This is a genomic window from Rathayibacter oskolensis, assembly GCF_900177245.1.
GTDB lineage: Bacteria > Actinomycetota > Actinomycetes > Actinomycetales > Microbacteriaceae > Rathayibacter > Rathayibacter oskolensis.
On record NZ_FXBM01000001.1, the window covers coordinates 69,407 to 95,064 of the forward strand.

Consider the following 25,658-nt stretch of genomic DNA (forward strand, 5'->3'; position numbering starts at 1 on the left):
ACAAGCGATGGTGCGCGGTCCGCTCCTCCCTGTCAAGCTCTCCGCTCGCGTCCAGTCGCGCTGTGCTCGGATGGACGGGTGGCCCCCTCGAACGCCTGCCTGATCCTCGCCGACCGCGTCGACGCGCTCGCCGCGTCGTCGCCGCCTCCCCGCGCGCTGATCCGCTCGGTCGCGACCGAGGTCGCGGGCATCCGGCCCGGCCCCCTCGGCGCGATCGACCTGCTCGGCGGCGGCCGCAACCGGATCCGCGGCCGGGGTTTCCTCGGTCCGTACGACGACGGGACCCGCGGCCAGGCTCGGCACTTCGCCGGAGTCGCGGGGGCGACGCTCTACCTCGGCGGTGGACTCGCCCGCCTGTTCCTGCGCACGGCCGGCGGCGACAGGAAGGGCTCCGCGGACGACCGCCTCACCCGTCGCGCGGTTGAGTGGAGTCGCCTCCTGCGCCGGGGCGAGCTGGCGGGCTCCGAGGCGGGGGAGTGGATCCGCCGAGAGGTCTGCGCCTGCGGCTGAGCGGCCGCGCCGGCTCAGCCGGCAGCGCTCGACTCCCGGGGCACGACGGTGAAGGAGGCCTCGTGCAGCCCGGGCGACGAGGTCGCGCTGCCGTCGATCCGCGACTGGAGGACGTCGACGGCGGTCTGCGCGATCTCGTCCCGGCCGGAGTCGACGCTCGAGAGGCTGGGTGAGGAGTAGCGCGCCTCGTCGATGTCGTCGAAGCCGATCACGGCCACGTCCTCGGGTACCCGCACGCCCGCCTCCTGGAGCGCGCGGATCGCGCCGAGCGCCAGGGTGTCGTTGAGGGCGAAGACGCCGTCGAAGGCGAGACCGGAGTCGAGGATCCGCCGCATCGCCTCGGCCCCGCCCGAGCGGCGCCACGGCCCCGAGGCGCCGATGAGCCGGTCGTCGGGGGCGATCCCCGCGGCGGCGAGTGCCTCGCGGTAGCCCTGCAGGCGGAGCGAGGCCGAGCTCACCCCGCTGTCGGCGTGCGAGCCGAGGGCGACGATCCTCGTGCGCCCCGCCTCGAGGAGGTGCGCGGTCGCGGCCCGGGCGGCGGCGACGTTCTGCATCGTCACGTGGTCGGTGCGGTCGGTGAAGATGCGCTCGCCGAGCAGGACGAGCGGGAAGTCCACCGCGAGCGCCTCCTCGTCGGCGCTGCCGAGTCCGAGCGGGCTGAAGAGCAGTCCGTCGGTGAGCTGCCGCCGCGCGCTGGTGAGGACGCTCCGCTCGCGCTCGGGGTCGCCCTCGGTCTGCTCGATCAGCACGGTGAGGCCGCGCCTGTCGGCGGCGCGCATGACGCTGTCGGCGAGCTCGGCGAAGTAGGGGAGGCTCAGCTCGGGCAGGGCGAGACCGATCACGCCGGTGCGACCCCGGCGGAGGCTGCGCGCCGAGAGGTTGGGCCGGTAGCCGAGCTCGGCGATCGCCGCCTCGACGCGCGCCCGCGTCGCGGGGCGGATGTGCGGGTAGTCGTTGATGACGTTCGACACCGTCTTGATCGAGACGTCGGCGACGCGGGCGACGTCGTGCAGGGTGACGGCCACGGTCCTCCTCCGCTCGGCCTCCCACGCTACAAGCCCCGGTGCCGGCCGGTCGCGACCCCGAGCGGTCAGGGCGGGAGCTGCGCCGACGCGATTTTGACAATCGTTATCAATAGTGGCTACCGTGGGGCCACACCGACCGTCCGACTCCGGACCTAGATTGGCTCTCCCCGTGAACACCTCCTCGGCGATCACCCGCACCGTGACGACCCGCACCCCGAAGCACGACACTTCGAAGCACGACACTCCGAAGCGCCGCACGCCCGCCCTCGCGGCCCTGCTTGGCGCCACCGTCCTCGCCCTGTCCGCCTGCTCGGGCACCGGCGCCGCCTCCGACACCGCGAGCGACGGCGGCCCCGTCCGCATCGTCGCCTCCACCGACGTCTACGGCGACCTCGCCCAGAGCGTCGGCGGCGACCTGGTCGAGGTCACCAGCATCATCGACAGCCCCGACAAGGACCCGCACGAGTACGAGGCGACCGCCCGCGACCAGCTCGCCCTCTCGGACGCCGCGCTCGTGATCGAGAACGGCGGAGGCTACGACTCCTTCATCGAGCCCATGCTCGACGCCGCCTCCTCGGACGCCGCCGTGATCACCGCGACGGTCGCCGCCGGGCTCGAGGACGAGCACGACCACGAGGGCGAGGGCGAGGACGCCCACGACGACACCGACGCCCACGACGACACCGACGGCCACGAGCACGCCGACTACAACGAGCACGTCTGGTACGACCTCGCCGCCGTGCGCGACGTGGTGACCGTGATCGGCGACCAGCTCTCGACGATCGACCCCGCGAACACGGCCACCTACACGGCGAACGTGCAGACCCTCGGCGGCCAGATCGACGCCCTCGTCCAGCGTCAGGGCGAGCTGTCGGGCACGCTGGGCGGCCGATCGATCGCGATCACCGAGCCGGTGCCCCTCTACCTCACCGATGCCCTCGGGCTCGTGAACGAGACTCCGGAGGCGTTCAGCGAAGCGATCGAGGAGGGCACCGACGTGCCGGCGACCACGCTGCAGGACACCCTCGCGCTCTTCTCGGACGGGACCGTCGACGCCCTGGTCTACAACGAGCAGACCGAGGGGGCGCAGACCGACGCCGTGCTCGACGCGGCGGAGCAGGCCGGGATCCCCGCGGTCGGCGTCACCGAGACGCTGCCCGAGGGCGACGGCTACGTCGCCTGGATGACGGCGAACCTCGACGCGCTCGAGGGGGCGCTCTCGTCGTGACCTCGACCTCGCCGTCCGGGCCCGTCTCCGAGGAGGCGGGCCCCTCGGTGCTGCAGCTTCGCGGCGCCGGGCTCCGCTTCGGCGACCGCGAGCTCTGGAGCGGCGTCGACCTCGACGTGCGGGCGGGCGAGTTCATCGCCGTCCTCGGCGCGAACGGATCCGGCAAGACGAGTCTGCTCAAGGCCGTGCTCGGGCAGCAGCCGCTGAGCGCGGGCGAGCTGAGGGTGCTCGGCGGCCCGGTGCACCGCGGCAACCGCCGCATCGGCTATGTCCCCCAGCAGAAGCTCGCGGACGACGGCACGCCGCTGCGGGCGCGCGATCTCATCGGCCTGGGCATCGACGGCCACCGCTTCGGCCTGCCGCTCCCCTCGCGCTCGCGGCGGGCGCAGGTCGACGCGCTGCTCGCGGCGGTCGGCGCGAGCGGCTTCGGCGACGCCCCCATCGGCAGCCTCTCCGGAGGCGAGCAGCAGCGGGTCCGCGTCGGCCAGGCGCTCGCGGGCGACCCCGCGCTCCTGCTCTGCGACGAGCCCCTGATCGCGCTCGACCTCGCGCACCAGCGCGCGGTGAGCGAGCTGATCGACCGGCACCGGAGGGAGCGGAACCTCGGCGTCCTCTTCGTCACGCACGACGTGAATCCGGTGCTCGGGATGGTCGACCGGGTGCTCTACCTCGCCGGCGGCCGATTCCGCGTCGGCACACCCGACGAGGTGCTGCGCTCGGAGGTGCTCAGCGAGCTCTACGACGCCCCGGTCGACGTCATCCGCGCGCGCGGCCGCGTGATCGTGGTGGGCGCGCCCGACCACTCCCACGTGCACGAGCACGGTCACGCTCACGAGGGCGAGCGCGCATGAGCGACGACGTCTGGTCGCAGATCTTCGACTTCTCGGACTACGGCGCGCTGCTCGCGCTGCTGATGAACTCGGTCATCGCGGGAGCCGTGCTAGGCGTCGTGGGCGGGCTCATCGGCGTCTTCGTGATGTCGCGCGACATGGCGTTCGCGGTGCACGGGATCAGCGAGCTGTCGTTCGCCGGTGCCTCCGCGGGACTGCTGCTGGGCATCGGAGTGGTGCAGGGCTCGATCGTCGGCTCGCTCGTCGCCGCCCTGCTGATCGGGCTGCTCGGCACGCGCGCGAGAGACCGCAACTCGATCATCGCGGTGCTGATGCCGTTCGGCCTGGGCCTCGGGATCCTCTGCCTCGCGCTCTACCCGGGCCGCAGCGCGAACAAGTTCGGCCTGCTCACCGGGCAGATCGTCGCCGTCGACGACCCGCAGCTCGGCTGGCTGATCGCGATCTCGGTCGTGGTCGTGATCGGCCTCGCGCTGATCTGGCGACCCCTCACCTTCGCGAGCGTCGACGCCGACGTGGCGACCGCGCGCGGGATCCCGACGCGCGGCCTGTCGATCGCCTTCATGCTGCTGCTGGGTCTCGCCGTCGCCGTCTCGGTGCAGATCGTCGGCTCGCTGCTCGTCCTCGCGGTCCTGGTGACTCCCGCCGCCGCGGCTCTGCGGCTCTCGGCCTCGCCGATCGTGGTGCCGCTGCTCAGCGTGCTCTTCGCGGTCGGCTCCCTGGTCGGCGGGATCCTGCTGGCGCTCGGCGGCTCCGTGCCGATCAGCCCCTACGTCACCACGATCTCGTTCACGATCTACGTGGTGTGCCGCATCGCCGGCCGCAAGGGCATCCGGAGGGGCCGCTCCCGGCCGGCCGTCGGGGCGGGCGCGTAGCGTGGCCGGCGGGATGCGGAAGGACGGTGGCCCGGTGGTCAAGCGGAACACGTGGCAGCGCGAGGCCGTGCGCGAGGCGCTGACGGGGCGCGACGACTTCGTGAGCGCGCAGGGTCTGCACAGCGCGCTGCACGCCTCCGGATCGCCGATCGGACTCGCGACCGTCTATCGAGCGCTCTCGGACCTCGCGGGGGAGGGCGAGGCCGACTCGCTGCAGTCGCCCGAGGGCGAGAGCCTCTACCGCGCGTGCACGCCCGGCACGCACCACCACCACCTGATCTGCCGGCGCTGCGGACTCACGGTCGAGATCGCGGCCGACGAGGTCGAGACCTGGGCGCGCTCCGTCGCGGCGCAGAACGGATTCACCGACGCGCACCACGTCGTCGACGTCTTCGGCCTCTGCGCGGACTGCACGCGCGCGCTCTGATCCCGCGGAGCGGAGCGGAGCCCGGTCAGCCGACGGTGACGAGCGGGGGCACCGGACGCCGCGCCTGACGCAGCCAGACGAAGAAGCCGGTCAGCGTGAACGCGCCGTAGAAGACGTACATCAGGCCGGAGGCGTAGTAGCCCGCCGAGAACAGCAGCGGCACCCCGACGAGGTCGACCGCCACCCAGATCAGCCAGAACTCGACCCAGCCCTTGGCCATGCCGTACGTGGCCAGCAGCGACCCGACGAAGATCCACGCGTCGCTCCACACCGGCTCGTACGAGCCGAGCGCGCGGAACACCGGAGTGAGCACCGCGGTGCCGCCGACCATCCCGGCCACCAGCAGACCGCGGGTACGCCAGGAGGCCCAGCGCGGCTCGATCATGGTCGTCGCGGCGTCGGGGCGGTGCGTCCAGCGGTACCAGCCGTAGATGCTCACGATGATGAACATCACCTGGCGTCCCGCCTGGCCCAGGAGGTTGACGGGATTCGGGGTGTCGAACAGCGCGCCCATGAAGACGGTGAACAGCAGCACGTTGCCGACGAGGCCCACCGGCCACGCCCAGACCTTCCGGCGCATGCCGCCGAGGGCGCTGAGGAGCCCGAAGATGTTGCCGATGACCTCCCGCCAGAGGATCGTCTGGTCTCCGATCACGAGCTGCGCGTCGAACAGCCAGCGCACGACGTCCACGTGGTCTCCCTCGGATCTGTTTCGAACCCACCCGTGCAACGACAGCGCGGGCCGGCCCATTCCGTCAGGGCAAGGCTCCCACGCCGATGTTTCGGCCGAGTACATCGCCGGGAGGTCGGAGCAGGGGAGCGCAACCGCCTGATGGGCCCGCTCCCTCCGCCCGTAGGCTGGCGGGATGATCTCGCGGGTGCGCCTCCTCCTGGCCTCGTCGCACCCCGGGCCGACCCTCACGGTGACGGTCCTCGCGACCGTGATCGCGGCCGCCTCGGGCCACCCGCTCGGGACCGTGTTGCTGGTCGCCCTCGCGGTGCTCGCCGGGCAGCTCTCGATCGGGCTCGCGAACGACTGGATCGACGCCGATCGCGACCGGGCGGTCGGCCGCGCCGACAAGCCGGTCGCCCTCGGTCGGATCAGCGTCGGAGCAGTGCGTGCCGCCGCGTTCGGCACCGCGGCGGCGGCCGTGGTGCTCTCGCTCCTCCTCGGCCCGGTCGCGGCCGTCGCGCACCTGGTGCTCGTCGGCGCGGGCTGGGCCTACGACGCCGGGCTCAAGCGCACCGCGTGGTCGGTGGCTCCGTTCGTCGTCGCGTTCGGGCTGCTCCCGGTGGTGGCGGTCGCGGCGGGCGGCGGTCAGCTCCCCGCCTGGTGGGCGATCGCGACGGGCGCGGTGTTCGGAGTGGCGATCCACTGCACGAACGTCCTCCCCGATCTCGTCGACGACGCGGCGACGGGGGTCCGCGGCTTCCCGCACCGGCTCGGGCTGAGGCTCTCGGGAGTCGTCGCGTTCGGCTCCCTCGTCGTCGCGGCCGTGCTGGTGCTGCTCGGGCAGCTCGTCGGCGACGAGCCGGTGCGCGGCGTCGGAGTCGCTCTCGCCGCTGTGGGCACCGCCGCGGTGGTCGTGCTCGCGGCCCTCGGCATCCGCCTCGTGACGACCGGGCCGCCGACCAGGACGCTGTTCCGGCTGGTGATCATCGCGTCGCTCGTGCTCGTGGTCGAGCTGGGCCTGTCGGGCGCGCGACTCGTCGCCTGAGCGGCCGCTCCGGAGTCGCGCCGCACGGAGTCGCGCCGAGCGGAGTCGCGCCGCGCGGTCAGGACCAGCGCATCGCGTAGACCCGAGCGAGCAGCTCGCCCGTGGGCAGCGCCAGGGCCGATCGCAGCGCCGCTTCCCGGCCGAGCAGCGCGAGGCCGCCGGCCGGACGCCCGAGCGCCATGTTCGCCTCCGCCTGCCGCGCCGCACGACCCGCGACGACGCTCCGGCGTCGCGCGAAGGCGGGCCACGGCCCCTCGGCACCGGTGCGGACGGCGTCGGCCAGGATCGGCGCGAGCTCGGCGGCGTCGAGCCAGCCGAGGTTCATCCCCTGCCCGCCGATCGGGCTGATCTCGTGCGCCGCGTCGCCGATCAGCACGACCCTGCCGACTCCGGTGCGCTCGGCGGCGCGGCGGCGGACCCGGAAGCCGCTGGTCATCGTGCAGCTCGCCGGGTCGGGGGCCGCGCCGGTCCGCGCGCGCACGATGGAGGCGAGCGCCTCCGCCGCCTGCGGGTCGGGCTCGGGCCCCCAGGCCGGGTCTCCCGCATCGCCGTCGGCCCGGAGAGCGACGTACCGCCTCCGCCCGCCCGGCAGCGGGAACGACTCGACGACGCCGGCCGGGCCGACGTCGACCAGCGCCGACGACAGCCACGAGGCCTCCTCGGGGTCGGCGAAATCGCCCATGAGGTAGCGGTCGGGGTAGTCGCGGCCGGTGGTCGCGATGCCGAGCAGCTCGCGCACGGTGCTGCGCGCCCCGTCGGCGCCGACGACGAACGACGCGCTGATCGCGACGCCTCCGCCGCTCTGGTCGGTGCCGGTGACCTCGACGCGGTCGCGGTGCCGCCGCAGCGCGGTCACCGCGACACCCGGCCGCAGCGCCCCCGGATCGAGCGCGAGCAGGCGATCGCGGAGGATCGCCTCCGTGCGCTGCTGGTCGAGCGTGACGACGTAGGGGTGCGTGCTCGAGGCCCGCGCGAACGACAGGGTGCCGAGGGTGCGCCCGCGGCTGCGCGCGACACCCTGCCGCACCAGGGCGGCCTCGGCCAGCACCGGCCCTGCGGCGTCGATGGCCGCGAACGCGTCGAGCGACGGCGGGTGGATGCCGATCGCGCGCGATCCCGCAGGCACGTCGGTGCGCCGCTCCCAGACCTGCACCGCGACCCCCGCGCGGGCGAGCAGCGCGCCGAGGAACACCCCGACCGGCCCACCGCCGACCACGAGCACGTCCGTCCGCGATGCCGCCACGGGTCGAGCCTACGGACGGGGATGCCCGAAGTGGTGCGCGTCAGCCCCGCCGCCACCAGCGTCGGCGACGCGGGGGCTCCGGCTCGACCACGGCGGCCCGCCTCGCGGCCCGGCGCTCCGACCACGCCGCGACCTCGGCGTCGACGTCGCGCAGCGGTGTCACCACCGGCGGGCCGCCGAGCAGCTGCCGCCGCGCCTCGACGACCCGGCTGTTGAAGTCGACGAGCATCGCTCGGACCTCGGACTCGCGGTTGAGGCGGTCGAGGTCGCCGTCCAGCCGCCGGTCCTCCGCACGCAGGAGGAACGCTGCCGGCCCGAGCCCGGTGAGGTTCTCGGTCTCGATCTTGCGGCGGATCCACCAGTCCGGATCGTGCGAGGCGCCGAGGCCCTGGAGCGGCTTGCCGGCTCCCGGGAGGTCGTCGAACTCCCCGCGCCGGATGGCCTGCTGGATCGTCGTCTCGATGAACGCGGCCCGGTCCTCCGCGTTCTCCGGCAGGGAGCCGGCGGTGGAGTCGTCACCGGCACCCCGCTCGGCGGCGTAGCGCGCGGCCCTGTCCCTGGCGTCGGACACGGTCACCTCCTGTGCTCTCGAATGCGGGCGCGACTCACGGCCAGATCGGCGCGGCCTCGGCGGCGAGCGCCCGCAGGGACGTGGCGTCGATCACGGTCCGCGACTCGGGCACCCCCCGGTCGGGCCACTGGACGACGAGCTCGAGCGGGCCCTCCGGGGGCAGCGGCCAGAGCCACAGCCCCTCCTCGGAGGTGTGGAAGCGATCGGAGCCGCCCCCGCTTCCGCCGGTCATCGTGAGCACGTGCCGCGAGCCGTCACGCGGCTCCTGCTCGCCGCCCCACGACCGGTCGAGGACGAGGTGCTGACCGTCGGAGAGGCCGAGTCCGTACCGCATCCTGCCGGGCGAACCGACGCCGTGGTGGCCGTGGAAGCCCATCTGCGCCAGCTGCCACTCCTCCTCCGACATCCCGCCGCGCCTCATCCGGCGCTCGATCGAGAACTCGACGCCGGTGCTGTAGACGCGGACGCCGGTGGCGATGATCGCGACGTCCTCGGCCACCGCGAGCACCTCGGAGAGCGGGAAGAGGGCGGGGACCTCGTTCTCGGGCGGCGCGCGCCACGGCTCCGGCTCGCTCTCGACGGCGACGCTCTCGTCCTGGGGCGGGTCGGCGGGGAAGAAGTCCATGCTCCACCGCACCACATCCCGCGACGGCCGCGCAAGGCTCGCCACCGGGCGGCTCAGCCGTCGAGCGGGAACCCGGGCAGCCCGTCGATGCTCCGCGCGTTCCTCGTGGCACGGTACTCGGCCATCGCCTCCGGGCCCTTCTTCTCGGCCTGCAGGCGGAGGAGGTCGCGCTCGCCGGTCAGCTCCATGATCGGCACTCCCCAGCCGCAGGCGTCGCTGATGCGGGTGAGGTCGACGGTGATGACCGCCCTCGTGCTCGGGTGCCCGGGATGCAACGCGACGACCTCGTCGAACGCGGTCTCGCCCGGCAGCGACACCGACCCGAGACCGTGCAGCCGGACGATGCGCGGGCGAGTGTCGAACGAGGCGAACATCAGGCAGACGCGCCGGTTCTCGCGGAGGTGCGCGATCGTCTCGACGCCGCTGCCGGTGTAGTCGACCCAGGCGACCCGGTGCGGGCTCAGCACCGAGAACGAGTCGAGGCCGCGCGGCGAGATGTTGACGTGCCCGTCCGCCGACAGGGGAGCGGTCGCGACGAACCACATCGGCTGCGCCCGGATCCACGCCGTGAGGGACTCGTCGAGGGCGTCGAAGATCGTGGCCATGCTCCGAGCGTAGGGCGGGGGTCCTGCTGTACGAGCGTCCTATCGTGGGCGGATGCGCGGTCGCCTCCTCCTGCTGCCGGTCGGCCTCGTCGCGGCCGTCCTCGGCTGGGCCGAGTGGCAGCACTGGCGGGCGTCGTGTCGGCGACTCGGGAGCCCGAGCCCCTCGCCCGGGCGGGAGGCCGTCGTCGTCCTCGGCTTCCGGAATCGCGGAGTGCGGGCGAACGCCGCCAACCGGTACCGAGTCCGTGCGGGACTGCGGTCGAGGGATCCGCGGGCCGTGGAGAGCGTGCTCGTGCTCTGCGGCGGGAGCGTCGGAGGCGCGGTGCCCGAGGCGGTGCTGATGGCGCGGTACGCGCGCGAGGATCGGGGCTGCTCCGGCCCGGTCCTGCTGGACTGCGACAGTCGGACGACGTGGGAGAACATCGCGAACGCGGTGCCGCTGATCGCGTCGTGCGACACGATCAAGATCGTCTCGCACTCGCTGCACGCCGAGAAGGCTCGGGCGTACCTCTGGCGGCAGCGCCCCGATCTCGCGCGGCGACTGGTGCGCGCGGACGAGTACCGGCTCGGCGAGATCCTCCTCGTGAAGCCGATCGCGGCGGTCATCGGGCTGGCGAAGCTGCGACGGCTGCGGGACGGAGCCTCCTTCACGCCGGGAGGAAGACCCCCGCCGCTCGGTCCTTGACGACGGAGCCGGCCGGAAGCACCCGCCCGCTCATCGCGAGGTAGACGCCCGGGGGCAGCAGCTGGACCGCCGCCACAGCGACGCCGAGGTTGAAGGAGGCGTCGCTGTCGCGCATCCGCGCGGGCTGCATCGCGCCGGTGAGCACGACGACGCGGTCGCGGACGACGCCGATCGCCTCGGCCGTCGTCGTCATGGTGTCGGTGCCGTGGGTGATGACGATGCGGTCCTCCTCGGCGCCGAGGACCCGCTCCCGGATGAGCGCTCGGTCGTCGTCGTCGAGGTCGAGGCTGTCCTTCGCGAGCACCGGCTCGATGCGGAACCGGAGCGTCGACAGCACGGGCTCGAGGAGGCGCGGCACGGTCGGCTCGCCGATCTCGAGCTCGCCCGCGAGCGAGTACTCCTTGTCGATCGTGCCGCCGGTGGTGAGAACGAGGATGCGGTCTGTCACCCGATCAGCGTACGGGCGGCCACCGACACCGGCTCGGGTCACCGCACACCCCCCGCCGAGCACATCCGTGCGGAAACCGCGGGACGCTCCGATCGCGTCGAGCGTATCCGTCACGATGGAGCCCATGTCCTCCTCCGCGTCGTCCGTCGTCCGCACCGGAGCCCGAGTGCTCCTCGGCTCCGCCCTCGTCTTCGCGGGGGTGAGCCACCTCACCCGCGCACGCGAGGAGTTCCAGGCTCAGGTCCCCGAGTGGGTGCCGCTCGACAAGGACACGGTGGTGCTCGCCTCCGGAGTCGTCGAGATCGCGCTCGGTGCCTCGCTCGTGCTGGCGCGTCGCCGCGCTCCGCTGGTCGGTACCGCCGCGGCGGCCTTCTTCACCGCGATCTTCCCCGGCAACGTCTCGCAGTGGCTCACCCGCACCAGCGCGTTCGGTCTCGACACCGACCGCAAGCGCGCCGTCCGGCTGCTGTTCCAGCCCGTGCTGGTGGCCTGGGCCCTCTGGTCGACCCGGCGCCCGACGGCCTGATCGGCTTCGCTCCGGCGGCCGAGAGAGGGCGACCCGCACGGCAGGCGGGGGTGCCGTCACGAGGCCGGGGTGCCGTCACGAGGCCCGATCGACCAGCGGAGTCAGCAGCTCCTCGATCTGACGACGCGCCTCCACAGGATCACCGGCCGCGATCGCCCGCACCAGCAGCTCGTGCCGGCGCGCGTGCTCGTCGACCTCGCCGACGACATCGACGCTGAGCACCGACTCGAACAGCTCGACCAGCCCGTCGTAGAGCTCCACGAACAGCTCGTTGTGCGTGGCGACGGCGACGGCCCGGTGCAGGGCGGTGTCCGCCGCGATCCGCTCGGAGAGGTCGGACCCGACCCACGAGCGTGCCCGCCGGTCGAGGAGTTCGCGCAGGATCGCGATGTCGGAGGCGGTGCGCCGCTCGGCCGCCAGCGCAGCGGTCGCCCCGTCGATCGCGAACCGCAGCTCGAGTCCGTCGCGGCGCCCGGCGCTGGGGAGCCGCCTCCGCAGCGACTGGGTGAGCTGCGACCGCGCGATCACGAAGGTGCCCCGGCCCTGCTCCCGCCGGACGAGTCCGGCCTGCACCAGGGCCTGGACCGCCTCGCGGACCGAGTTGCGCCCGGCGCCCGTCCAGCGCACGAGCTCGGTCTCGACCGGGATCCTGCCCCCGACCCTCCATCGCCCCGAGCTGATCTCTTCGTGGAAGAGCGCGGTGACGTGGTCGATGACGCTCTCGCGCTCGAACGGGGCGGCCGTCGGAGCGGTAGGCTCGCCTGAATTCATCCCATCATCCTACCGAGGTGGTTCAGCGTGTCGAGTCCGGTCATCACGAGCACCCGGGGCGCCACCGCGTCCCTGGCGCTCGCCGCGGTCGTGATGACCGCGCTCAATCTGCGCACCGCCGTCACCGGCTTCAGTCCGCTGCTCGAGACGATCGGCGCCGACCTCGGCTTCGGCCCCGCCCTCTACGGCGCCTTCGGAACCATCGTCACGGCCTCGTTCGCCGTCTTCGGGTTCGTCGCCTCGGCCGCGGCGCGACGCCTCGGACTCGAGCGGACCCTCGCTGCCGCCACGCTCGTCACGACCGCCGGTCTGATCCTGCGCGCCCTCAGCCCGGCTCCGCTCGCGCTGGTGCTCTCGAGCGTCGTCGCGCTCGCCGGGGTCGGGATGTCGAACGTGCTGATCATCCCGATCGTGAAGCGCTACTTCGCCGACCGCCTCAGGGCCGTGAGCTCGCTCTACCTCGCGCTGCTCCAGGTCGGCCAGTTCGTGGCGCCGCTCGTCGCCGTCCCGCTCGCCCAGTCGCTGGGCTGGCGCTCGGCCGTCGGCGGCTGGGCCCTGCTCACGGCGACCGCCTGCCTCCTATGGCTGGCGCTGGCGACCCGCGAGACGGCGACCACCGCGCCCGCGGCTCACGCCGAGCGGCTCACGGGCGCATGGCGCACACCGCTGCTCTGGGCGATGGTGCTGCTGCTCGGGATGACGGCGCTGAACACCTACGCCGTGATCACCTGGCTGCCGACGATCCTCGTCGACGCCGGAGCGGATCCGGCTCTGGGAGGCGCGCTGCTGGCGCTCTTCTCGATCTTCGGACTGGGGGCCGCCTTCGTCGTCCCGCCGCTGACGCTGGGGATGCGGAATCCGGTCGTCATCGTCGTGGTCTGCGTCGCACTGCTCGCCGTCGGCTACCTCGGGCTCCTCGTCGCGCCGCTCGAGGGCGCCGTCGCCTGGGTCGTCTGCCTCGGGCTCGGCGTGAGCACGTTCCCCCTGACGCTCACCCTCGTGAATGCGCGCACCCGCACCACCGCGGGCTCGTCGGTGCTGTCGGGGGCGACCCAGGGTCTCGGCTACGCGCTCGCGTGCGCGGGGCCGCTGGTGATCGGGCTGCTCTACGAGGCGCAGGGCGGCTGGGGAGGCGCCTCCGTCTTCCTCCTCGCGAGCCTGGTGGTGCTGCTGGTCAGCGGCATCGTGGCGTGCCGTCCGCGGTTCCTCGAGGACGAGGCGTCCCGGCGCGGCTGACTCTGCAGGGCGCCGGGACGCTCACCGCGTCAGGACGCGGGGACGAGGTTCCAGCGCGCGACCAGCAGCTCCAGGCCCTTGTCGAACACCGTCGACCAGGCCGTCACGTCGTGCGCACTGTCCGGCACCTCGATGTAGGTCGCCTGCATCCCCGCTGCCTGCGCGTCGGCGTAGAGCGTCTTCACGCCGTCGACGAACGCGGCGTCGTTCGCGCCCACGCCGAACACGGCGAAGGAGTCGGCGTAGGGGGCGTTCTCCGCGAGCAGGCTCGCGGGCTTCGCCGCCTCGTACGCCGCGGCGCTGCCTCCGAAGCCCTTCTCGATCGTGGTCGCGTCGTCGCCGAGGGTGGGTGCGAGCTCGCCCGACGCGTCGATGATGTTGCCGAACAGCTGCGGATACCCGGCGCCGAGCTGGATGGCGCAGGTGCCGCCCTGCGAGAGCCCGCCGATCGCCCAGTCGTGCGCGTCACCGAGCACCGGGAGGTTCGCGCGGATCCAGTTCGGCACGTCGACCGTGAGATAGGTCGCGGAGGCGCCGAGCGGCGAGTCGACGCACATCGGGTTGGCCGAGGGGTCGCCGAGCTGGTCGGGTGAGACCACGATCGGAGCGAGCCCGGCGTGCGCGGCGGCGTAGTCGTCGAGGGTCTTCTGCAGGTTCTCGGTCGACAGCGGGTCGGAGGGGACGCCCGGCTGCCCCGAGAGCATCACCATCACGGGCAGGAGCGGCGGGTCGGCCGTGAGCGCGGCGGGCGGCAGGTAGACGACCGCGTCACGGGCGGAGAAGTTCGAGGCGGTGGCCGGGATGGTCACGGTCGAGACCGTGCCGACGGCCGGCATGTCGGCGGGCGGCGTCCAGTCGGCGAGGCTCGGGTGGTCGCCGCTCGGTGTCGGGACGGGGTCGGCGACCGTGGGGTAGGCGCTGATGCCGAGCGCGCTGCGCACCGTCGGGTACTGGCCGAAGTCGATGTTCACGGCCATCGCGGCGGTTGCGACGACGAGCACTCCGACGCCGAGGGAGGCGAGGGCGCGGCGCAGCCGGCGCGCGGAGAGGGCGTGCACGAGCACGATCGCGACGAGCGCGAGTCCGCCGAGCCCGAGGCCGATCCAGACGCGCGTCACCGGGGTGAAGTCGACGCCGAAGGGGCCGTCCGTTCCGTCGACCAGGGCCGCCAGCGCGACGCCGCCGAGGAGTCCGACGAGGAGGACGGCGACGGTCAGCGCGAGCCGGCGACGCCGGCCGGTCCTGCGGGCTCGGACGAAGGCGGCGGCGAGGAGGAGGAGGGCCGCTCCGCCGATCGCGTAGACGCCGATGACGAGGGGTCCGGAGACGAGGCTGAGCCCGAGGAGTGTGTTCATGCGTCGATCCGGTCGTCGAGTCGTCTGGGCCGCCGGAGGGGGCGGCGGCGGTCAGTCTCCCGCCGACGTCTGGAGGTGGTCTGGACGTCTCCTGGACGGATCGACACCCCGTCTCCCCGGGTTCTCCTCCCCGAGCGCCGATCTCCCGACCCTCCCGCAGATCGGGCGCAACCCCGCGCGGAGCGCTCTCCTCCGGCCTAGCGTGGAAGAACGAAGACGCCGCCGGCACCCTCACGAAGGAGCTCGACCATGACGCAGGATCCCCGCCCGACCGCCTCCTCGCGAGCAGCCGCATGAGCCGCGGCGTCGCCGTCGTCACCGGTGGCACCGCGGGGCTCGGCAGGGCGACCGTGCGCGAACTGGCCTCCCGCGGATGGGACGTCGCGGTCCTCGCCCGGGGCGAGGACGGGCTCGCGGCGACTCTCGCCGAGATCGAGCAGGCCGGCCGACGCGGGCTCACGATCCCGACCGACGTGGCCGACCGCGAGGCGGTCGAGTCGGCCGCCAATCGCATCGAGGCCGAGCTCGGCCCGATCGAGCTGTGGGTGAACGACGCCATGGTCGGCGTGTTCGGCGAGTTCCTGTCGACAGACCCCGCCGACTTCGAGCGGGCCGTGTCGGTCAACTTCTTCGGCTTCGTCAACGGCACCCGCGCCGCCCTCTCGCGGATGACGCCGCGCGGGCGCGGGCACGTGATCCAGGTCGGGTCCGCTCTCGCCCACCGCGGCATCCCGCTGCAGGCCGCCTACTGCGCCTCGAAGTTCGGTGCGCGGGGCTTCACCGAGTCCGTGACCGCCGAGCTGCTCCACTCGAAGAGCAGGATCCGGCTCTCCGAGGTCGACATGCCGGCGCTCAACACGATCCAGTTCAACTGGGTGAAGTCGCAGCTGCCGCACCACCCGCAGCCGGTGCCGCCGATCTACGAGCCGGAGGTGGGTGCCATCGCGATCGCCGACGTCGCCGACAAGCCGCGTCGGCGCACCTGGGTCGGCGAGCCCACCGCGGGGACCATCCTCGGCGACCGCTTCGCCGGTGCGTTCATGGACTGGTACCTCGCCCGGAGCGCCTTCGACGGTCAGCAGGCGCCCGACAAGAAGGAGCCGATGCTCCCGAACAACGTCTACGAGCCGGTCCCGGGCGACCACGGGGCGCGCGGACTCTTCAGCGACCGGGCGCACACCATGACTCCCCAGATCTGGATGATCAGGCACCGGGCGCTCAGCTACGCGGGCGCGGCCGTCGCCGTCGCCGCGGGAGCCGTCGGCGCCGTCGCCGCTCTGCGGAGGAGGTGAGCGTGGTCGACGCCGTCGTCGTCGGCGCGGGCCCGAACGGGCTCGCCGCCGCGGTCACCCTCGCCAGGGCCGGTCTCTCGGTGACCGTGCTCGAGCGCAACGAGACCATCGGCGGCGGGGCCAGGACGGCCGAGCTGACGCTGCCGGGATTCCATCACGACGTCTGCTCGGCGGTGCATCCGATGGCGCTCGCCTCCGGGTTCTTCCGCAGCTTCGGTCTCGACCAGCGGATCGAGCTGCGGGTGCCCGAGATCTCCTACGCGCATCCGCTCGACGGCGGTCGCGCCGGAGTCGCCTACCGCGACATCGAGAGGACGGCCGGGCGCCTCGGCCGCGACGGGGCGGCCTGGCGGTCGCTGATGCGTCCGCTCGCCGAGAGGGCCGACCGCGTCGCCGGATTCACCAACGACGCGCTGCTGCGGATCCCGACCGACCCGGCGATCCTCCTCCGCTTCGGACTCCGAGTGCTCGAGCAGGGCTCGCCGCTCTGGAACCTGCGCTTCTCGGAGGAGGTGGCGCCCGCGATGCTCGCCGGTGTCGCCGCGCACGCGATCCGCCCCCTGCCGAGCCTGTCGACGGCCGCCGCGGCGCTCGCCCTCGGCACCTACGCCCACGCGCGGGGCTGGCCGGTGCCGATCGGCGGCAGCCAGGCGATCGTCGACGCGATGGCCGACGACCTCCGTGCGCACGGGGGCACGATCGAGACCGGAGTCGAGGTCACCTCCCTCGCGCAGCTGCCCGCGGCGAAGGCGGTGCTGTTCGACCTGACGCCCGACGCTCTGCTCGAGCTCGCAGGAAGCCGCCTCCCCGCGCCCTACGCGAAGGCGCTGCGGCTCTTCCGCTACGGCAACGGAGTCGCCAAGGTCGACTTCGCCCTCGACGGCCCCGTGCCGTGGACGAACTCCGAGCTCGCCCGCGCGGGAACCCTCCACGTCGGGGGCACGCGCGGCGAGATCGCCGCAGCGGAGCGCGACGTCGCCCAGGGCAGGCACAGCGAGAACCCCTACGTGCTCGTCGCGCAGCCCTCGTTGGCCGATCCCGGCCGAGCGCCGGCGGGCAAGCACGTCCTCTGGGCCTACACCCACGTGCCGCGCAATTCGCCCGCTCACCAGCGCGAGGCGATCACCGCGCAGATCGAGCGCTTCGCCCCGGGGTTCCGCGATCGCATCCTCGGCGTCTCGTCGATGACCGCGCGCGACATGCAGGCGTACAACCCCAACTACCTCGGCGGGGACATCGCCGCCGGAGCCGCCGGCGTCGCGCAACTCGTCTCGCGCCCCGTCCCCTCTCCCGACCCGTGGCGCACCCCGGCGAAGGGCTTCTACCTGTGCTCCTCCTCGACCCCGCCGGGGCCGGGAGTGCACGGGATGGCGGGCTGGCACGCCGCCCGGAGCGCCCTCAGGCACGAGTTCGGTATCAGGCAGGCGCCCGACCTGGCACCCTGAAGGCGGGCCGCCGGACGCACGGCGGCACCTCCGCCCGCAACCAGAAGGAGCCCGCGATGTCCCGCAACACCCGCGTCTTCCACTGCCCGCCCGAATCCGTCTTCGCCGTCTTCGCGAACGGATGGCTCTTCCCCGGCTGGGTGGTGGGCTCCTCGAGGATGCGGCGCGTCGGGCGCGACTGGCCGCACGTCGGCTCGAAGCTCCACCACTCGTTCGGCGTCTGGCCGCTCGTCATCGACGACGAGACGACGGTGCTCGAGTGGGACCCGTCCCGCCGCTTCATCATCCAGGCGGCCGGCTGGCCGATGGGGGAGGCGCGGGTCCGCCTCGAGGTCGAGCCGCACCCGAAGGGCTGCCGCGTCCGCATCCACGAGGCGGCGGTGAAGGGCCCCGGGACCCTCATCCCCAAGCCGCTCCTGCACTCGTTCCTCTGGGTCCGCAACATCGAGACCCTCCGGAGGCTCGCCCACATGGCCGAGGCCGGCGCGAACGGGAGGACCCTCGAGCCGACCGCCCTGGCCTCACCCCGCGATCGCGAGGGGCTGCCGACGCCGAAGCACGTGCTGCCCCGGCTGCTCGGGACCCTCGCCTCGGTGGCCGTGGGATCCCTCGTCGTCCGCGCCCTGCTGGCGGCGGCGCGACGCGCGCGGAGCTGACCCGCCGCGCCTCCGGGCGTCGCGGCGGCCTCGCCGCTCAGACGATGCGCTCGATGAGCCTCACGTGGTGCACGGCCACCCGGACGGGCTCACCGGCGAAGGCGGCCTCGCGCTCGGGAGACGCCAGGTACGTCTTCTCGATCTCCGCGTAGGCGTCGGCGTCGCCCGGCGCGCTCACCGCCCAGATGAACTCGTTCACCTCGCGGTCGGCGTAGGCGAACTCGATGCGGAACCCGTGGGCCTCGCGGGCCGGGATGATCTTCGCGGTGTACCAGGCGAGGAAGTCGTCCATCACCCCGTCCACCAGTTCGTAGCGTCGGAGTTGGATGGTCCTGGTCTCGGCGGCGTCGCTCATGCCGTCGACGCTACCCGAGCGCGCGGCCGGGAGGGGCGCGCCCGCGCTACGCTCCTCCGGGTGCGCGAGCACGCTCCCGTCACTCCGAGGAGGCACGCCTGGATCCCCGCCGCCAACGCGCGATCGCGTTCCTCGTCGCCGGCTGCTTCTTCATGGAGAACCTCGACGGCACGATCGTGACCACCGCCGCGCCGGCCATCGCGGCCGACCTCGGCGTCGACTCCGCCGCGGTCGCGATCACGGTGACGGCGTTCCTGCTGACGGTCGCGGTGCTCATCCCCGCCTCGGGCTGGCTCAGCGAGCGCTTCGGCGTGCGCCGCGTCTTCACTCTCGCGATCGCGATCTTCACCCTCGCCTCCCTCCTCTGCGCACTCAGCCCGACGCTGCCGCTGCTCGTCGCCGCCCGAGTGCTGCAGGGTGTCGGCGGTGCGCTGATGGTGCCGGTCGGGCGGCTCGCGGTGCTCCGCGTCACGCCGAGGGAGGGGATCATCCGGGCCATCGCGATCCTCGTCTGGCCGGGTCTCGTCGCGCCCATCCTCGCGCCGTTCATCGGCGGGCTCCTGACCACCTACGCCTCCTGGCACTGGATCTTCCTGATCAACCTGCCGCTCGGTGTCGTCGCCTTCGTGATCGCCCGGCGCATCATCCCGGTCGGGACAGAGGCGGCGCCGCCTCCGCTCGACGTCACCGGACTGCTGCTGGTCGCGGTCGGTCTCGGCGCGCTGGTCGGGGCGTCGGGCCTCGTCTCGGCCGACGCGGCCGACCCGTTCGCGCTCGCCCTGGCCGTCGGAGGCGCGGCCGTCACGATCGTCGCGGTGCGGCACCTCCTCCGCACGCCGCACCCGCTCGTGAGTCTCGACGCCTTCCGCTTCTCGACCTTCCGCGTCGCGAACGCGAGCGGGTCGCTCTACCGGGCGACGATCAGCGCCGTGCCGTTCCTGCTGCCGCTGCTGTTCCAGGACGCGTTCGGCTGGGACGCCGTGCAGGCGGGTTCGATCGTGCTCGCGCTCTTCGTCGGCAATCTCGCCATCAAGCCGGCGACGACCTGGCTGCTGCGCACCGCCGGGTTCAGGGCCGTCCTGGTCGCCTCGAACGCCGTCGGGATCGCCTGCATGGTCGCGATGGCGTTCCTGACCGACGACGTCCCGGTCGCGGCGATCGTCGCCCTGCTGGTGCTGAGCGGAGTCGCACGATCAGCGGGCTTCACGGCCTACAACACCGTCACCTTCGCCGAGGTGACGCCCGAGGGGATGTCGGGCGCCAACACGCTGAGCGCGACCACTCAGCAGGTCGCGGCGGGCTTCGGAGTCGCGGCCGGCGGCATCGCGCTCGCGGTCGGGTCGGCGCTGGGCCCCGGCCTCGTGCCCTACCGGTTCGCGTTCCTCGCGATGGCGGCGCTGACGCTCGTCCCGCTGATCGCCGCCGCCCGCCTGTCCCGCGACTCCGGCAGCGCCCTCACGGGCTGAACGCCTGCTCGCGGGGCGGGGGTCAGAGAGCGCCCTGCTCCGGGGTTCCGGCGGGGATGGGGGCGAGGCGGACGATGCGCGGCGGCTCGGCGAGCAGGCCCTCGAGGGACGCGTTCATCCGGGCGACGGGCTCGCCGGCTCCGTGGGTGTCGAGCTCCTCGGCGCTCGACCACTTCTCGATCATCACGACCGTGCCGTCGGGAGCGTAGTGGATCGAGTAGAGCTCGCAGCCGGGCTCGGTGTGCACCTCGGCGATGCCCGCGCGGAGCGCCTCGACCATCCGGTCCAGAGCTCCCTCGGCGGGGGTGAAGACGACGTGGACGACGACGGGCTCGGTCATGGAGCTTCCTTCCAGAGGCGGTCCGCCCACCGTACCCCGCAGTGATCAGCCCAGCCCGAGCGCGATCCCGTCGAGGATGTCGTGCGCGGTGGTCGTGACCGAGTCGAGCGCCGGCGACGCCTCCTGCACCGCTCTCAGGACCTCGCTCCAGATCAGCGCCCCGGCGGCGAGCACGTCCTCGCGTCCGCTCCGGACGTAGGGCAGCGCGGCGCTCTCGGCGGGCGAGAGCGCGGCGAGCTCGTCGCAGGCCCTGATCACCTCGGCGAGCGGGAGTGCCGCCTCCAGAGCCGCGCGATCGTAGCTCTCGAGCCGCAGCACGTGCGCCGTGATGGTGAGGACCGTGGCCGCGACTCCGACGACGCTCCGCGCCCGCGTCAGATCGACGGAGGAGGCGGCCAGAGCCGCGCGGACGTCGCCGCGGATCGCCTCCCGCTCCTCGGCCGTCGGAGCGGCGGCCCGCCGGTGCCGCTCGGTGAGCCGCACGCTGCCGACGTCCATCGAGTGCGCCTCCATCGGCTCGGCGTCTCCGAGCACCAGCTCGGTGGAGCCTCCGCCGAGGTCGACGACGAGCACGGGCCGAGCGGAGTCGACGGCCGAGACCGCTCCGCGGAAGGACAGCGCCGCCTCCTCCTCGCCGCTGATCGTCTCGGGTCGCACGCCGATGATCCGCTCGACCTCGTCGAGGAACTCGTCGCGGTCCGCGGCGTCGCGGGTCGCCGAGGTCGCGACGAAGCGCAGGCGCTCGGCGCCGCTCTCGCGGGCGAGCACGGCGTACTCGCGGGTCACCGCGAGGGTGCGCTCGAGCGCGTGCTGGTCGAAGCGCCCCGTCCGGTCGACTCCGTGGCCGAGGCGCACGATCTCGGTGCGTCGCAGCATGTCGACGAGCCGGCCTCCGTCGACGTCGGCGATCAGCAGTCGGAGGGAGTTCGTGCCGCAGTCGAAGGCGGCGACGCGGGTGGGCATGCGCCCATTCTGGCGGGCCTCGCGCGCGGGAGCGCGACGATAGATTGGGCGGGACGAGCCGAAGGAGCACCCGTGCACGAACACCACGTCCGCGTCCACCGCAGCGACGAGGAGCTCCCGCGACACGGGCAGCTGGCCCACGCGATCGCCCAGGTGGCCGCCGACCCGGTCGAGGTCGACTCCGAGGTCGCCGAGATGGTCGTCAACCGCGTCATCGACAACGCGGCCGTCGCCACCGCCTCCCTGCTGCGCCCCCCCGTCGTGGCCGCGCGCTCGCAGGCCCTCGCGCACCCCGCCTCCATCGGCGGCGACGGCGCGAACGTCGTCGGCGTCGACCCCGCCCGGCGCGTCTCGCCCGAGTGGGCGGCGTGGGCCAACGGGGTCGCCGTGCGCGAGCTCGACTACCACGACACCTTCCTCGCGGCCGAGTACTCGCACCCGGGCGACAACATCCCCCCGCTGATCGCGGTGGCCCAGCACGCGGGCCTCCCGGGCGCGCAGCTGCTCCGCGGCATCGTCACCGGCTACGAGATCCAGGTCGACCTCGTCCGCGCGATCAGCCTGCACCGGCACAAGATCGACCACGTCGCGCACCTCGGCCCCTCGGCCGCCGCCGGGATCGGCACCCTGCTCGGCCTCGACGTCGCCACCATCGAGCAGGCGGTCGCGCAGGCGCTGCACACCACGACCGCGACCCGGCAGTCGCGCAAGGGCGAGATCTCGAGCTGGAAGGCGTACGCCCCCGCCTTCGCGGGCAAGGCGGCGATCGAGGCGGTCGACAGGGCGATGCGCGGCGAGACCAGCCCGTCGCCGATCTACGAGGGCGAGGACGGCGTGATCGCCTGGCTGCTCGACGGCCCCGACGCCTCCTACGACGTGCCGCTGCCCGACGCGGGCGAGGCGAAGCGCGCGATCCTCGACACGTACACGAAGGAGCACTCGGCCGAGTACCAGGCGCAGGCCCTGATCGACCTGGCGCGCCGCCTCCACCACGCGCACCCCGAGGCGGCCGATCCCGACCGTGTCGAGCGCATCGTCATCCACACCTCGCACCACACCCACTCGGTGATCGGATCGGGAGCGAACGACCCGCAGAAGTACGACCCGACCGCCTCGCGCGAGACGCTCGACCACTCCGTGCCCTACATCTTCACGGTCGCGCTGCAGGACGGCGCCTGGCACCACGAGCGCAGCTACGCGCCCGAGCGGGCGGCTCGCCCCGACACCGTCGCGCTCTGGCACCGCACGACGACGGAGGAGGACGCGGAGTGGACGCGCCGCTACCACTCCACCGACCCGGCCGAGAAGGCGTTCGGCGCTCGCGTCGAGATCGTGCTCACCGACGGCTCGACGATCGTCGACGAGATCGCGGTGGCGGACGCGCACCCGCTCGGGGCGCACCCGTTCACGCGCGAGCAGTACGTGTCGAAGTTCCGGACGCTGGCCGAGGGGGTGCTGGAGGCCGTCGAGATCGAGCGCTTCCTCGAGCTCGCGCAGCGCCTGCCCGAGCTGACCCCGGAGGAGGTCGGGCGGCTCACGGTCGTCGCGGCGCCCGGCGTGCTCGCGTCGGTGGAGTCGCCGCGCGGCCTGTTCTAGGCGGCGCCCGCACCGCGTCGCCGGGAGTGCTGGGCGCGGAGGATCTCGGTGCGGCCACTCACGCCGGGGCGTGCACGAGCTCCGAGATCCGGCGCTTGTACTCGTTGAACTCGGGTGCGGTCACGTCGCGCGGCTCGGGCAGGTCGATCGTCACGACCTCGCTGATGTGACCGGGCACGCCGTGGGAGGCGCCGCCCGTCATCACGACGACGCGGTCGGCCAGGTACACCGCCTCCTCGATGGAGTGCGTGACGAAGAGCACCGTGGTGCGGGTCTCGCGGTGGATGCGCTTGAGCTCGGTCTGCAGATCGGAGCGGGTCAGCGCGTCGAGCGCGCCGAACGGCTCGTCCATCAGCAGCAGCGACGGCTCGTTCGCGAGGACGCGGGCGATCGCGACGCGCTGCTGCATGCCTCCGGACAGCTCGCCCGGGAACCGGTCGGCGAAGCGGGTGAGCCGCACCGCCTCGATGAAGCGGTCGGTCACCTCCGCCGCGGCCGCCTTCGACAGCTTCTTGCGGCGAGGACCGTAGGCGACGTTCTCGCGCACGGTCAGCCACGGGAACAGGCCGTAGTCCTGGAACACCACGCCCCGATCGGGGCCGGGTGTCGAGATCGGCGTGCCGCCCACCTCGACGACGCCCTCCGTCGCCTCCTCGAAGCCCGCGAGGATGCGCAGCAGCGTCGACTTGCCGCAGCCGCTCGCGCCGACCACCGCGACGAACTCGCCGGAGGGGATGTCGAGCGTCACGTCGGCCATCGCCAGCACGCCGCCGCCCGCCGTCTCGTAGCGCTTGACGAGATCGAGCACGTGGACGTCCGCGGTGCGGACCGGAGCAGTCGGGAGAGTCATCCGAACCTCACTTGATGAGCGGCCGGCGGCCGAAGAGCACGCGGAACAGGAGCAGGAGCAGGCGGTCGGAGGCGAAGCCCGCGATCGCGATGCAGATCATCCCGACCACGATCAGGTCGGTGCGCACGACGTCGCGCGCGAGGAAGATCGTCGAGCCGAGGCCCGTGGCGACTCCCGTCGTCTCGCTCAGCACCAGCACCACCCAGGCGAGCCCGAGGCCGACCCGCATGCCGTTGACGATCGCGGCGGCGGAGGCGGGCAGGACGACGCGGGCGAGCACGCCGGCCCGGCCCGTGCCCAGCATCCGGGCCGCCTCGATCAGCCGCGGCGGGACCTGGCGCGCCCCGCTGATGGTGCCGAGGACGATCGGGAAGAACGCGGACAGCGTGATCAGGAAGATCGAGGCCTGGTCGCCGTAGCCGATCAGCAGCGCGACGAGCGGCACCCAGGCGGTCGCCGGGACCGGCCGGAACAGGTTGATGAACGGGTCGAAGAGCGAGTTCACCACGTAATAGCGGCCCATCAGCACGCCGAGCGGGATCGCGATCAGCGTCGCGAGGGCGAATCCGCCGAAGACGCGACCGGCGCTCGCCGCGAGGTCGGTCCAGAGCAGCCCGCTGAACGCGTCGTTCCGGAGGCCCCCGACGGCGTAGTCGATCAGGGAGACGAGGACGTCTCCCGGGTAGGGCAGGAACGCCATCCGGATCCCGAACGGCAGCTCCCACTCTCCCGCCCGCCCGAGCTGCCAGAGCAGCACGAACAGGATCGGGACGGGGAGCCCGAGGAGGAACGTGGTCCAGCCGGAGCGACCGGGCCGGCGCCTCCTCGAGGTCGTCGCGAGGCGCTCGGTGGCGGTCGAGGGCTCGACCCGGGAGGTGGTGGTCACGAGGTCGGCGCGAAGGTGGTGTCGACGACGTCCTCGATGGCGGGCGCCTCGTCGATGAAGCCGAGGCCCTGCATCTGGGTCGCGAGCGCCTCGAGCTGACCCTGGTACTCCTCGGTCAGGTCGGAGCGGAGCCAGAAGTTCTCGAGGGCCGACTCGAGGACGTCCTGGTCGCCTCCGAACTCGGCGATCATCTCGGGGAGCCACTCGTCGACGTTGTCGCTCATGTACTCGGTGGTCGCCGCGTGGGTGTCGACGACCTTCTGCACGACCTCCGGCTGCTCCTCGATCATCGCGCCGGTGGTGACCAGGCCGATGTTCACGCGGCCGATCGGGGTGTCGTAGGGGTCGGCGATCTCGGTGCCGCCCGCCGCTTCCGCGATCGAGACGCCGATCTCGACGCCGAAGAACGCGTCGATCGACCCGCTAGTGTAGGCCGAGGCCATCTCGGGGACGGGGATCGTGGTCAGCTCGAGGTCGGAGTCGGTGAGACCCGCCTGCTCGAGGTAGTAGCGCAGAGCGACCTCCTGGGCCGAGCCCTGGATGTAGCCGACCTTCTTGCCCGCGAGGTCCTCGACCGACGAGATGCCCTCGCCTCCGATGAAGCCCGAGCCGCCGTCCGCCGCCGAGGCGACGATCTTCAGGTCGCGGTCCTGCGCGACGGACGAGATGGTGGGCGTCACTCCCGAGATGGCGAAGTCGATGGTGCCGGCGACCAGCGCGTCCGAGAGCGCGGGGGTCGTGTCGAGCGTGATCACCTCGAACTCGACTCCCTCCTCGGCGAACTGCTCGTAGAGGAACGGCTGGTAGAAGTGCGGCTGGCCGCGCAGGGTGCCGACGGTCACGGTGACCGTGTCGCCGGAGGCGTCGCCCGCGTCGCTCGCACCCGAGCAGGCGGCGAGGGGGACGGCGGTGGCGAGGACGGCACCGAGGGCGAGGGCGCGCAGGAGGGAACGGGACGGGGGCATGGCGGGCTCCGAAGGTCAGAAGGGGCGCTCGCCCCGTGCTGTCGGGGCGGTCACGCGTGTGCCTCCACTCAACCGTGTGAAGAAGTCGGGGAGTTTCTGAGGGGTTTCCGATGTGTAAAACCCTGGGCCGCCCTTCCGGGGGAGGGGA

The 25,658-nt window shown here is 73.1% G+C and carries 29 protein-coding genes; 14 read left to right on the forward strand and 15 right to left on the reverse strand.

What is annotated here, in order from left to right; translation table 11 throughout:
• Positions 1–78: 78 nt before the first annotated feature.
• Entirely contained in the window at positions 79–510 is a 432-nt protein-coding gene (locus tag B9Y99_RS00310; RefSeq protein WP_085474633.1) for a hypothetical protein, read from the forward strand.
• A 14-nt stretch (positions 511–524) separates the two neighbouring features.
• Here B9Y99_RS00310 and B9Y99_RS00315 read toward each other — a convergent pair whose 3' ends face one another.
• Positions 525–1,535: a LacI family DNA-binding transcriptional regulator gene (locus B9Y99_RS00315; RefSeq protein ID WP_085474634.1), complete on the reverse strand. Its 1,011-nt coding sequence runs from the start codon at positions 1,533–1,535 to the stop codon at positions 525–527.
• A gap of 169 nt (positions 1,536–1,704) precedes the next feature.
• Between B9Y99_RS00315 and B9Y99_RS00320 the strand changes: the two genes are divergently transcribed.
• Genes B9Y99_RS00320 through B9Y99_RS00335 form a run of 4 tightly spaced genes read left to right on the forward strand, consistent with a single transcriptional unit; the run spans position 1,705 to position 4,913 of the window.
• Complete coding sequence (locus B9Y99_RS00320; RefSeq protein ID WP_244274728.1) at positions 1,705–2,763, forward strand: metal ABC transporter solute-binding protein, Zn/Mn family; 1,059 nt, start codon at positions 1,705–1,707, stop codon at positions 2,761–2,763.
• A complete protein-coding gene (locus B9Y99_RS00325) occupies positions 2,760–3,614 on the forward strand; it encodes a metal ABC transporter ATP-binding protein (RefSeq protein WP_085474635.1) in 855 nt (284 codons plus the stop codon). The genes B9Y99_RS00320 and B9Y99_RS00325 overlap by 4 nt, the downstream gene beginning before the upstream one ends.
• Positions 3,611–4,486, forward strand: coding sequence for a metal ABC transporter permease (locus B9Y99_RS00330; protein WP_085474636.1), 876 nt, complete (start codon positions 3,611–3,613; stop codon positions 4,484–4,486). Before B9Y99_RS00325 ends, B9Y99_RS00330 begins: the two co-directional genes overlap by 4 nt.
• A gap of 13 nt (positions 4,487–4,499) precedes the next feature.
• Complete coding sequence (locus tag B9Y99_RS00335) at positions 4,500–4,913, forward strand: Fur family transcriptional regulator (protein WP_244274729.1); 414 nt, start codon at positions 4,500–4,502, stop codon at positions 4,911–4,913.
• Between the two features lie 25 nt (positions 4,914–4,938).
• Here B9Y99_RS00335 and pnuC read toward each other — a convergent pair whose 3' ends face one another.
• Complete coding sequence (gene pnuC / locus B9Y99_RS00340) at positions 4,939–5,604, reverse strand: nicotinamide riboside transporter PnuC (RefSeq protein WP_129587834.1); 666 nt, start codon at positions 5,602–5,604, stop codon at positions 4,939–4,941.
• 175 nt (positions 5,605–5,779) lie between these two features.
• Here pnuC and B9Y99_RS00345 point away from each other — a divergent pair, with 175 nt between their 5' ends.
• Positions 5,780–6,631, forward strand: coding sequence for a UbiA family prenyltransferase (locus tag B9Y99_RS00345; RefSeq protein ID WP_085474639.1), 852 nt, complete (start codon positions 5,780–5,782; stop codon positions 6,629–6,631).
• A 58-nt stretch (positions 6,632–6,689) separates the two neighbouring features.
• On the opposite strand, the gene B9Y99_RS00350 is transcribed toward B9Y99_RS00345, so the two are convergent.
• From B9Y99_RS00350 to B9Y99_RS00365, 4 genes are read right to left on the reverse strand one after another with little or no spacing between them, the layout of a single operon-like run.
• The gene (locus tag B9Y99_RS00350) at positions 6,690–7,874 is read right to left on the reverse strand and encodes an FAD-dependent oxidoreductase (RefSeq protein ID WP_129587835.1); all 1,185 of its coding nucleotides are present in this window, start codon (positions 7,872–7,874) and stop codon (positions 6,690–6,692) included.
• Between the two features lie 40 nt (positions 7,875–7,914).
• Entirely contained in the window at positions 7,915–8,445 is a 531-nt protein-coding gene (locus B9Y99_RS00355; RefSeq protein WP_085476165.1) for a DnaJ family domain-containing protein, read from the reverse strand.
• Positions 8,446–8,479: 34 nt separating this feature from the next.
• Positions 8,480–9,070, reverse strand: a complete 591-nt coding sequence (locus B9Y99_RS00360; RefSeq protein ID WP_085474640.1) for a hypothetical protein — start codon at positions 9,068–9,070, stop codon at positions 8,480–8,482.
• Between the two features lie 53 nt (positions 9,071–9,123).
• The gene (locus B9Y99_RS00365; RefSeq protein WP_085474641.1) at positions 9,124–9,675 is read right to left on the reverse strand and encodes a pyridoxamine 5'-phosphate oxidase family protein; all 552 of its coding nucleotides are present in this window, start codon (positions 9,673–9,675) and stop codon (positions 9,124–9,126) included.
• A gap of 52 nt (positions 9,676–9,727) precedes the next feature.
• Here B9Y99_RS00365 and B9Y99_RS00370 point away from each other — a divergent pair, with 52 nt between their 5' ends.
• A complete protein-coding gene (locus B9Y99_RS00370) occupies positions 9,728–10,360 on the forward strand; it encodes a YdcF family protein (RefSeq protein WP_085474642.1) in 633 nt (210 codons plus the stop codon).
• Here the strand turns inward: B9Y99_RS00370 and B9Y99_RS00375 are convergent.
• Positions 10,323–10,808 (reverse strand): asparaginase domain-containing protein, encoded by a 486-nt coding sequence (locus tag B9Y99_RS00375; protein WP_244274730.1) that lies wholly within the window; start codon positions 10,806–10,808, stop codon positions 10,323–10,325. The genes B9Y99_RS00370 and B9Y99_RS00375 overlap by 38 nt on opposite strands.
• 124 nt (positions 10,809–10,932) lie before the next feature.
• Here B9Y99_RS00375 and B9Y99_RS00380 point away from each other — a divergent pair, with 124 nt between their 5' ends.
• Complete coding sequence (locus B9Y99_RS00380) at positions 10,933–11,334, forward strand: DoxX family protein (protein WP_085474643.1); 402 nt, start codon at positions 10,933–10,935, stop codon at positions 11,332–11,334.
• A gap of 75 nt (positions 11,335–11,409) precedes the next feature.
• Here the strand turns inward: B9Y99_RS00380 and B9Y99_RS00385 are convergent, their stop codons facing one another.
• Positions 11,410–12,105 (reverse strand): FadR/GntR family transcriptional regulator, encoded by a 696-nt coding sequence (locus B9Y99_RS00385; RefSeq protein WP_085474644.1) that lies wholly within the window; start codon positions 12,103–12,105, stop codon positions 11,410–11,412.
• A gap of 27 nt (positions 12,106–12,132) precedes the next feature.
• On the opposite strand from B9Y99_RS00385, the gene B9Y99_RS00390 reads away from it, so the two are divergent.
• Positions 12,133–13,341, forward strand: a complete 1,209-nt coding sequence (locus B9Y99_RS00390) for an MFS transporter (protein ID WP_208856863.1) — start codon at positions 12,133–12,135, stop codon at positions 13,339–13,341.
• Positions 13,342–13,370: 29 nt separating this feature from the next.
• Here B9Y99_RS00390 and B9Y99_RS00395 read toward each other — a convergent pair whose 3' ends face one another.
• Positions 13,371–14,696: an alpha/beta hydrolase gene (locus B9Y99_RS00395; RefSeq protein ID WP_085474645.1), complete on the reverse strand. Its 1,326-nt coding sequence runs from the start codon at positions 14,694–14,696 to the stop codon at positions 13,371–13,373.
• 293 nt (positions 14,697–14,989) lie between these two features.
• Between B9Y99_RS00395 and B9Y99_RS00400 the strand changes: the two genes are divergently transcribed.
• Genes B9Y99_RS00400 through B9Y99_RS00410 form a run of 3 tightly spaced genes read left to right on the forward strand, consistent with a single transcriptional unit; the run spans position 14,990 to position 18,089 of the window.
• Positions 14,990–15,988 carry an SDR family oxidoreductase gene (locus B9Y99_RS00400; protein WP_085474646.1) on the forward strand — a complete coding sequence of 333 codons (999 nt, stop codon included), beginning with the start codon at positions 14,990–14,992 and terminating at the stop codon, positions 15,986–15,988.
• Positions 15,985–17,433 carry a phytoene desaturase family protein gene (locus B9Y99_RS00405; protein WP_085474647.1) on the forward strand — a complete coding sequence of 483 codons (1,449 nt, stop codon included), beginning with the start codon at positions 15,985–15,987 and terminating at the stop codon, positions 17,431–17,433. Before B9Y99_RS00400 ends, B9Y99_RS00405 begins: the two co-directional genes overlap by 4 nt.
• Before the next feature lie 56 nt (positions 17,434–17,489).
• A complete protein-coding gene (locus B9Y99_RS00410) occupies positions 17,490–18,089 on the forward strand; it encodes an SRPBCC family protein (RefSeq protein ID WP_085474648.1) in 600 nt (199 codons plus the stop codon).
• A 37-nt stretch (positions 18,090–18,126) separates the two neighbouring features.
• Here the strand turns inward: B9Y99_RS00410 and B9Y99_RS00415 are convergent, their stop codons facing one another.
• Complete coding sequence (locus B9Y99_RS00415) at positions 18,127–18,444, reverse strand: NIPSNAP family protein (RefSeq protein WP_085476168.1); 318 nt, start codon at positions 18,442–18,444, stop codon at positions 18,127–18,129.
• A gap of 122 nt (positions 18,445–18,566) precedes the next feature.
• On the opposite strand from B9Y99_RS00415, the gene B9Y99_RS00420 reads away from it, so the two are divergent.
• Entirely contained in the window at positions 18,567–19,910 is a 1,344-nt protein-coding gene (locus B9Y99_RS00420; protein WP_280157982.1) for an MFS transporter, read from the forward strand.
• 22 nt (positions 19,911–19,932) lie between these two features.
• Here the strand turns inward: B9Y99_RS00420 and B9Y99_RS00425 are convergent, their stop codons facing one another.
• Complete coding sequence (locus B9Y99_RS00425) at positions 19,933–20,250, reverse strand: putative quinol monooxygenase (RefSeq protein ID WP_085474650.1); 318 nt, start codon at positions 20,248–20,250, stop codon at positions 19,933–19,935.
• Positions 20,251–20,295: 45 nt separating this feature from the next.
• Positions 20,296–21,213: a Ppx/GppA phosphatase family protein gene (locus tag B9Y99_RS00430; RefSeq protein ID WP_085474651.1), complete on the reverse strand. Its 918-nt coding sequence runs from the start codon at positions 21,211–21,213 to the stop codon at positions 20,296–20,298.
• Positions 21,214–21,285: 72 nt separating this feature from the next.
• Here B9Y99_RS00430 and B9Y99_RS00435 point away from each other — a divergent pair, with 72 nt between their 5' ends.
• Positions 21,286–22,809 carry an MmgE/PrpD family protein gene (locus tag B9Y99_RS00435; protein ID WP_085474652.1) on the forward strand — a complete coding sequence of 508 codons (1,524 nt, stop codon included), beginning with the start codon at positions 21,286–21,288 and terminating at the stop codon, positions 22,807–22,809.
• 58 nt (positions 22,810–22,867) lie between these two features.
• On the opposite strand, the gene B9Y99_RS00440 is transcribed toward B9Y99_RS00435, so the two are convergent.
• Genes B9Y99_RS00440 through B9Y99_RS00450 form a run of 3 tightly spaced genes read right to left on the reverse strand, consistent with a single transcriptional unit; the run spans position 22,868 to position 25,510 of the window.
• Positions 22,868–23,659 carry an ABC transporter ATP-binding protein gene (locus B9Y99_RS00440; protein ID WP_085474653.1) on the reverse strand — a complete coding sequence of 264 codons (792 nt, stop codon included), beginning with the start codon at positions 23,657–23,659 and terminating at the stop codon, positions 22,868–22,870.
• 7 nt (positions 23,660–23,666) lie between these two features.
• Positions 23,667–24,545: an ABC transporter permease gene (locus B9Y99_RS00445; protein WP_085474654.1), complete on the reverse strand. Its 879-nt coding sequence runs from the start codon at positions 24,543–24,545 to the stop codon at positions 23,667–23,669.
• Positions 24,542–25,510: an ABC transporter substrate-binding protein gene (locus B9Y99_RS00450; protein WP_085474655.1), complete on the reverse strand. Its 969-nt coding sequence runs from the start codon at positions 25,508–25,510 to the stop codon at positions 24,542–24,544. Before B9Y99_RS00450 ends, B9Y99_RS00445 begins: the two co-directional genes overlap by 4 nt.
• Positions 25,511–25,658: the final 148 nt, after the last annotated feature.

Bases quoted from the DNA above. Each gene is read 5' to 3' on its own strand.
- B9Y99_RS00330 (WP_085474636.1), top strand. From the start codon at position 3,611: ATGAGCGACGACGTCTGGTCGCAGATCTTCGACTTCTCGGACTACGGC.
- B9Y99_RS00335 (WP_244274729.1), top strand. From the start codon at position 4,500: ATGCGGAAGGACGGTGGCCCGGTGGTCAAGCGGAACACGTGGCAGCGC.
- B9Y99_RS00345 (WP_085474639.1), top strand. From the start codon at position 5,780: ATGATCTCGCGGGTGCGCCTCCTCCTGGCCTCGTCGCACCCCGGGCCG.
- B9Y99_RS00360 (WP_085474640.1), bottom strand. From the start codon at position 9,070: ATGGACTTCTTCCCCGCCGACCCGCCCCAGGACGAGAGCGTCGCCGTC.
- B9Y99_RS00365 (WP_085474641.1), bottom strand. From the start codon at position 9,675: ATGGCCACGATCTTCGACGCCCTCGACGAGTCCCTCACGGCGTGGATC.
- B9Y99_RS00370 (WP_085474642.1), top strand. From the start codon at position 9,728: ATGCGCGGTCGCCTCCTCCTGCTGCCGGTCGGCCTCGTCGCGGCCGTC.
- B9Y99_RS00380 (WP_085474643.1), top strand. From the start codon at position 10,933: ATGTCCTCCTCCGCGTCGTCCGTCGTCCGCACCGGAGCCCGAGTGCTC.
- B9Y99_RS00385 (WP_085474644.1), bottom strand. From the start codon at position 12,105: ATGAATTCAGGCGAGCCTACCGCTCCGACGGCCGCCCCGTTCGAGCGC.
- B9Y99_RS00395 (WP_085474645.1), bottom strand. From the start codon at position 14,696: ATGAACACACTCCTCGGGCTCAGCCTCGTCTCCGGACCCCTCGTCATC.
- B9Y99_RS00400 (WP_085474646.1), top strand. From the start codon at position 14,990: ATGAGCCGCGGCGTCGCCGTCGTCACCGGTGGCACCGCGGGGCTCGGC.
- B9Y99_RS00410 (WP_085474648.1), top strand. From the start codon at position 17,490: ATGTCCCGCAACACCCGCGTCTTCCACTGCCCGCCCGAATCCGTCTTC.
- B9Y99_RS00415 (WP_085476168.1), bottom strand. From the start codon at position 18,444: ATGAGCGACGCCGCCGAGACCAGGACCATCCAACTCCGACGCTACGAA.
- B9Y99_RS00425 (WP_085474650.1), bottom strand. From the start codon at position 20,250: ATGACCGAGCCCGTCGTCGTCCACGTCGTCTTCACCCCCGCCGAGGGA.
- B9Y99_RS00430 (WP_085474651.1), bottom strand. From the start codon at position 21,213: ATGCCCACCCGCGTCGCCGCCTTCGACTGCGGCACGAACTCCCTCCGA.
- B9Y99_RS00440 (WP_085474653.1), bottom strand. From the start codon at position 23,659: ATGACTCTCCCGACTGCTCCGGTCCGCACCGCGGACGTCCACGTGCTC.
- B9Y99_RS00450 (WP_085474655.1), bottom strand. From the start codon at position 25,510: ATGCCCCCGTCCCGTTCCCTCCTGCGCGCCCTCGCCCTCGGTGCCGTC.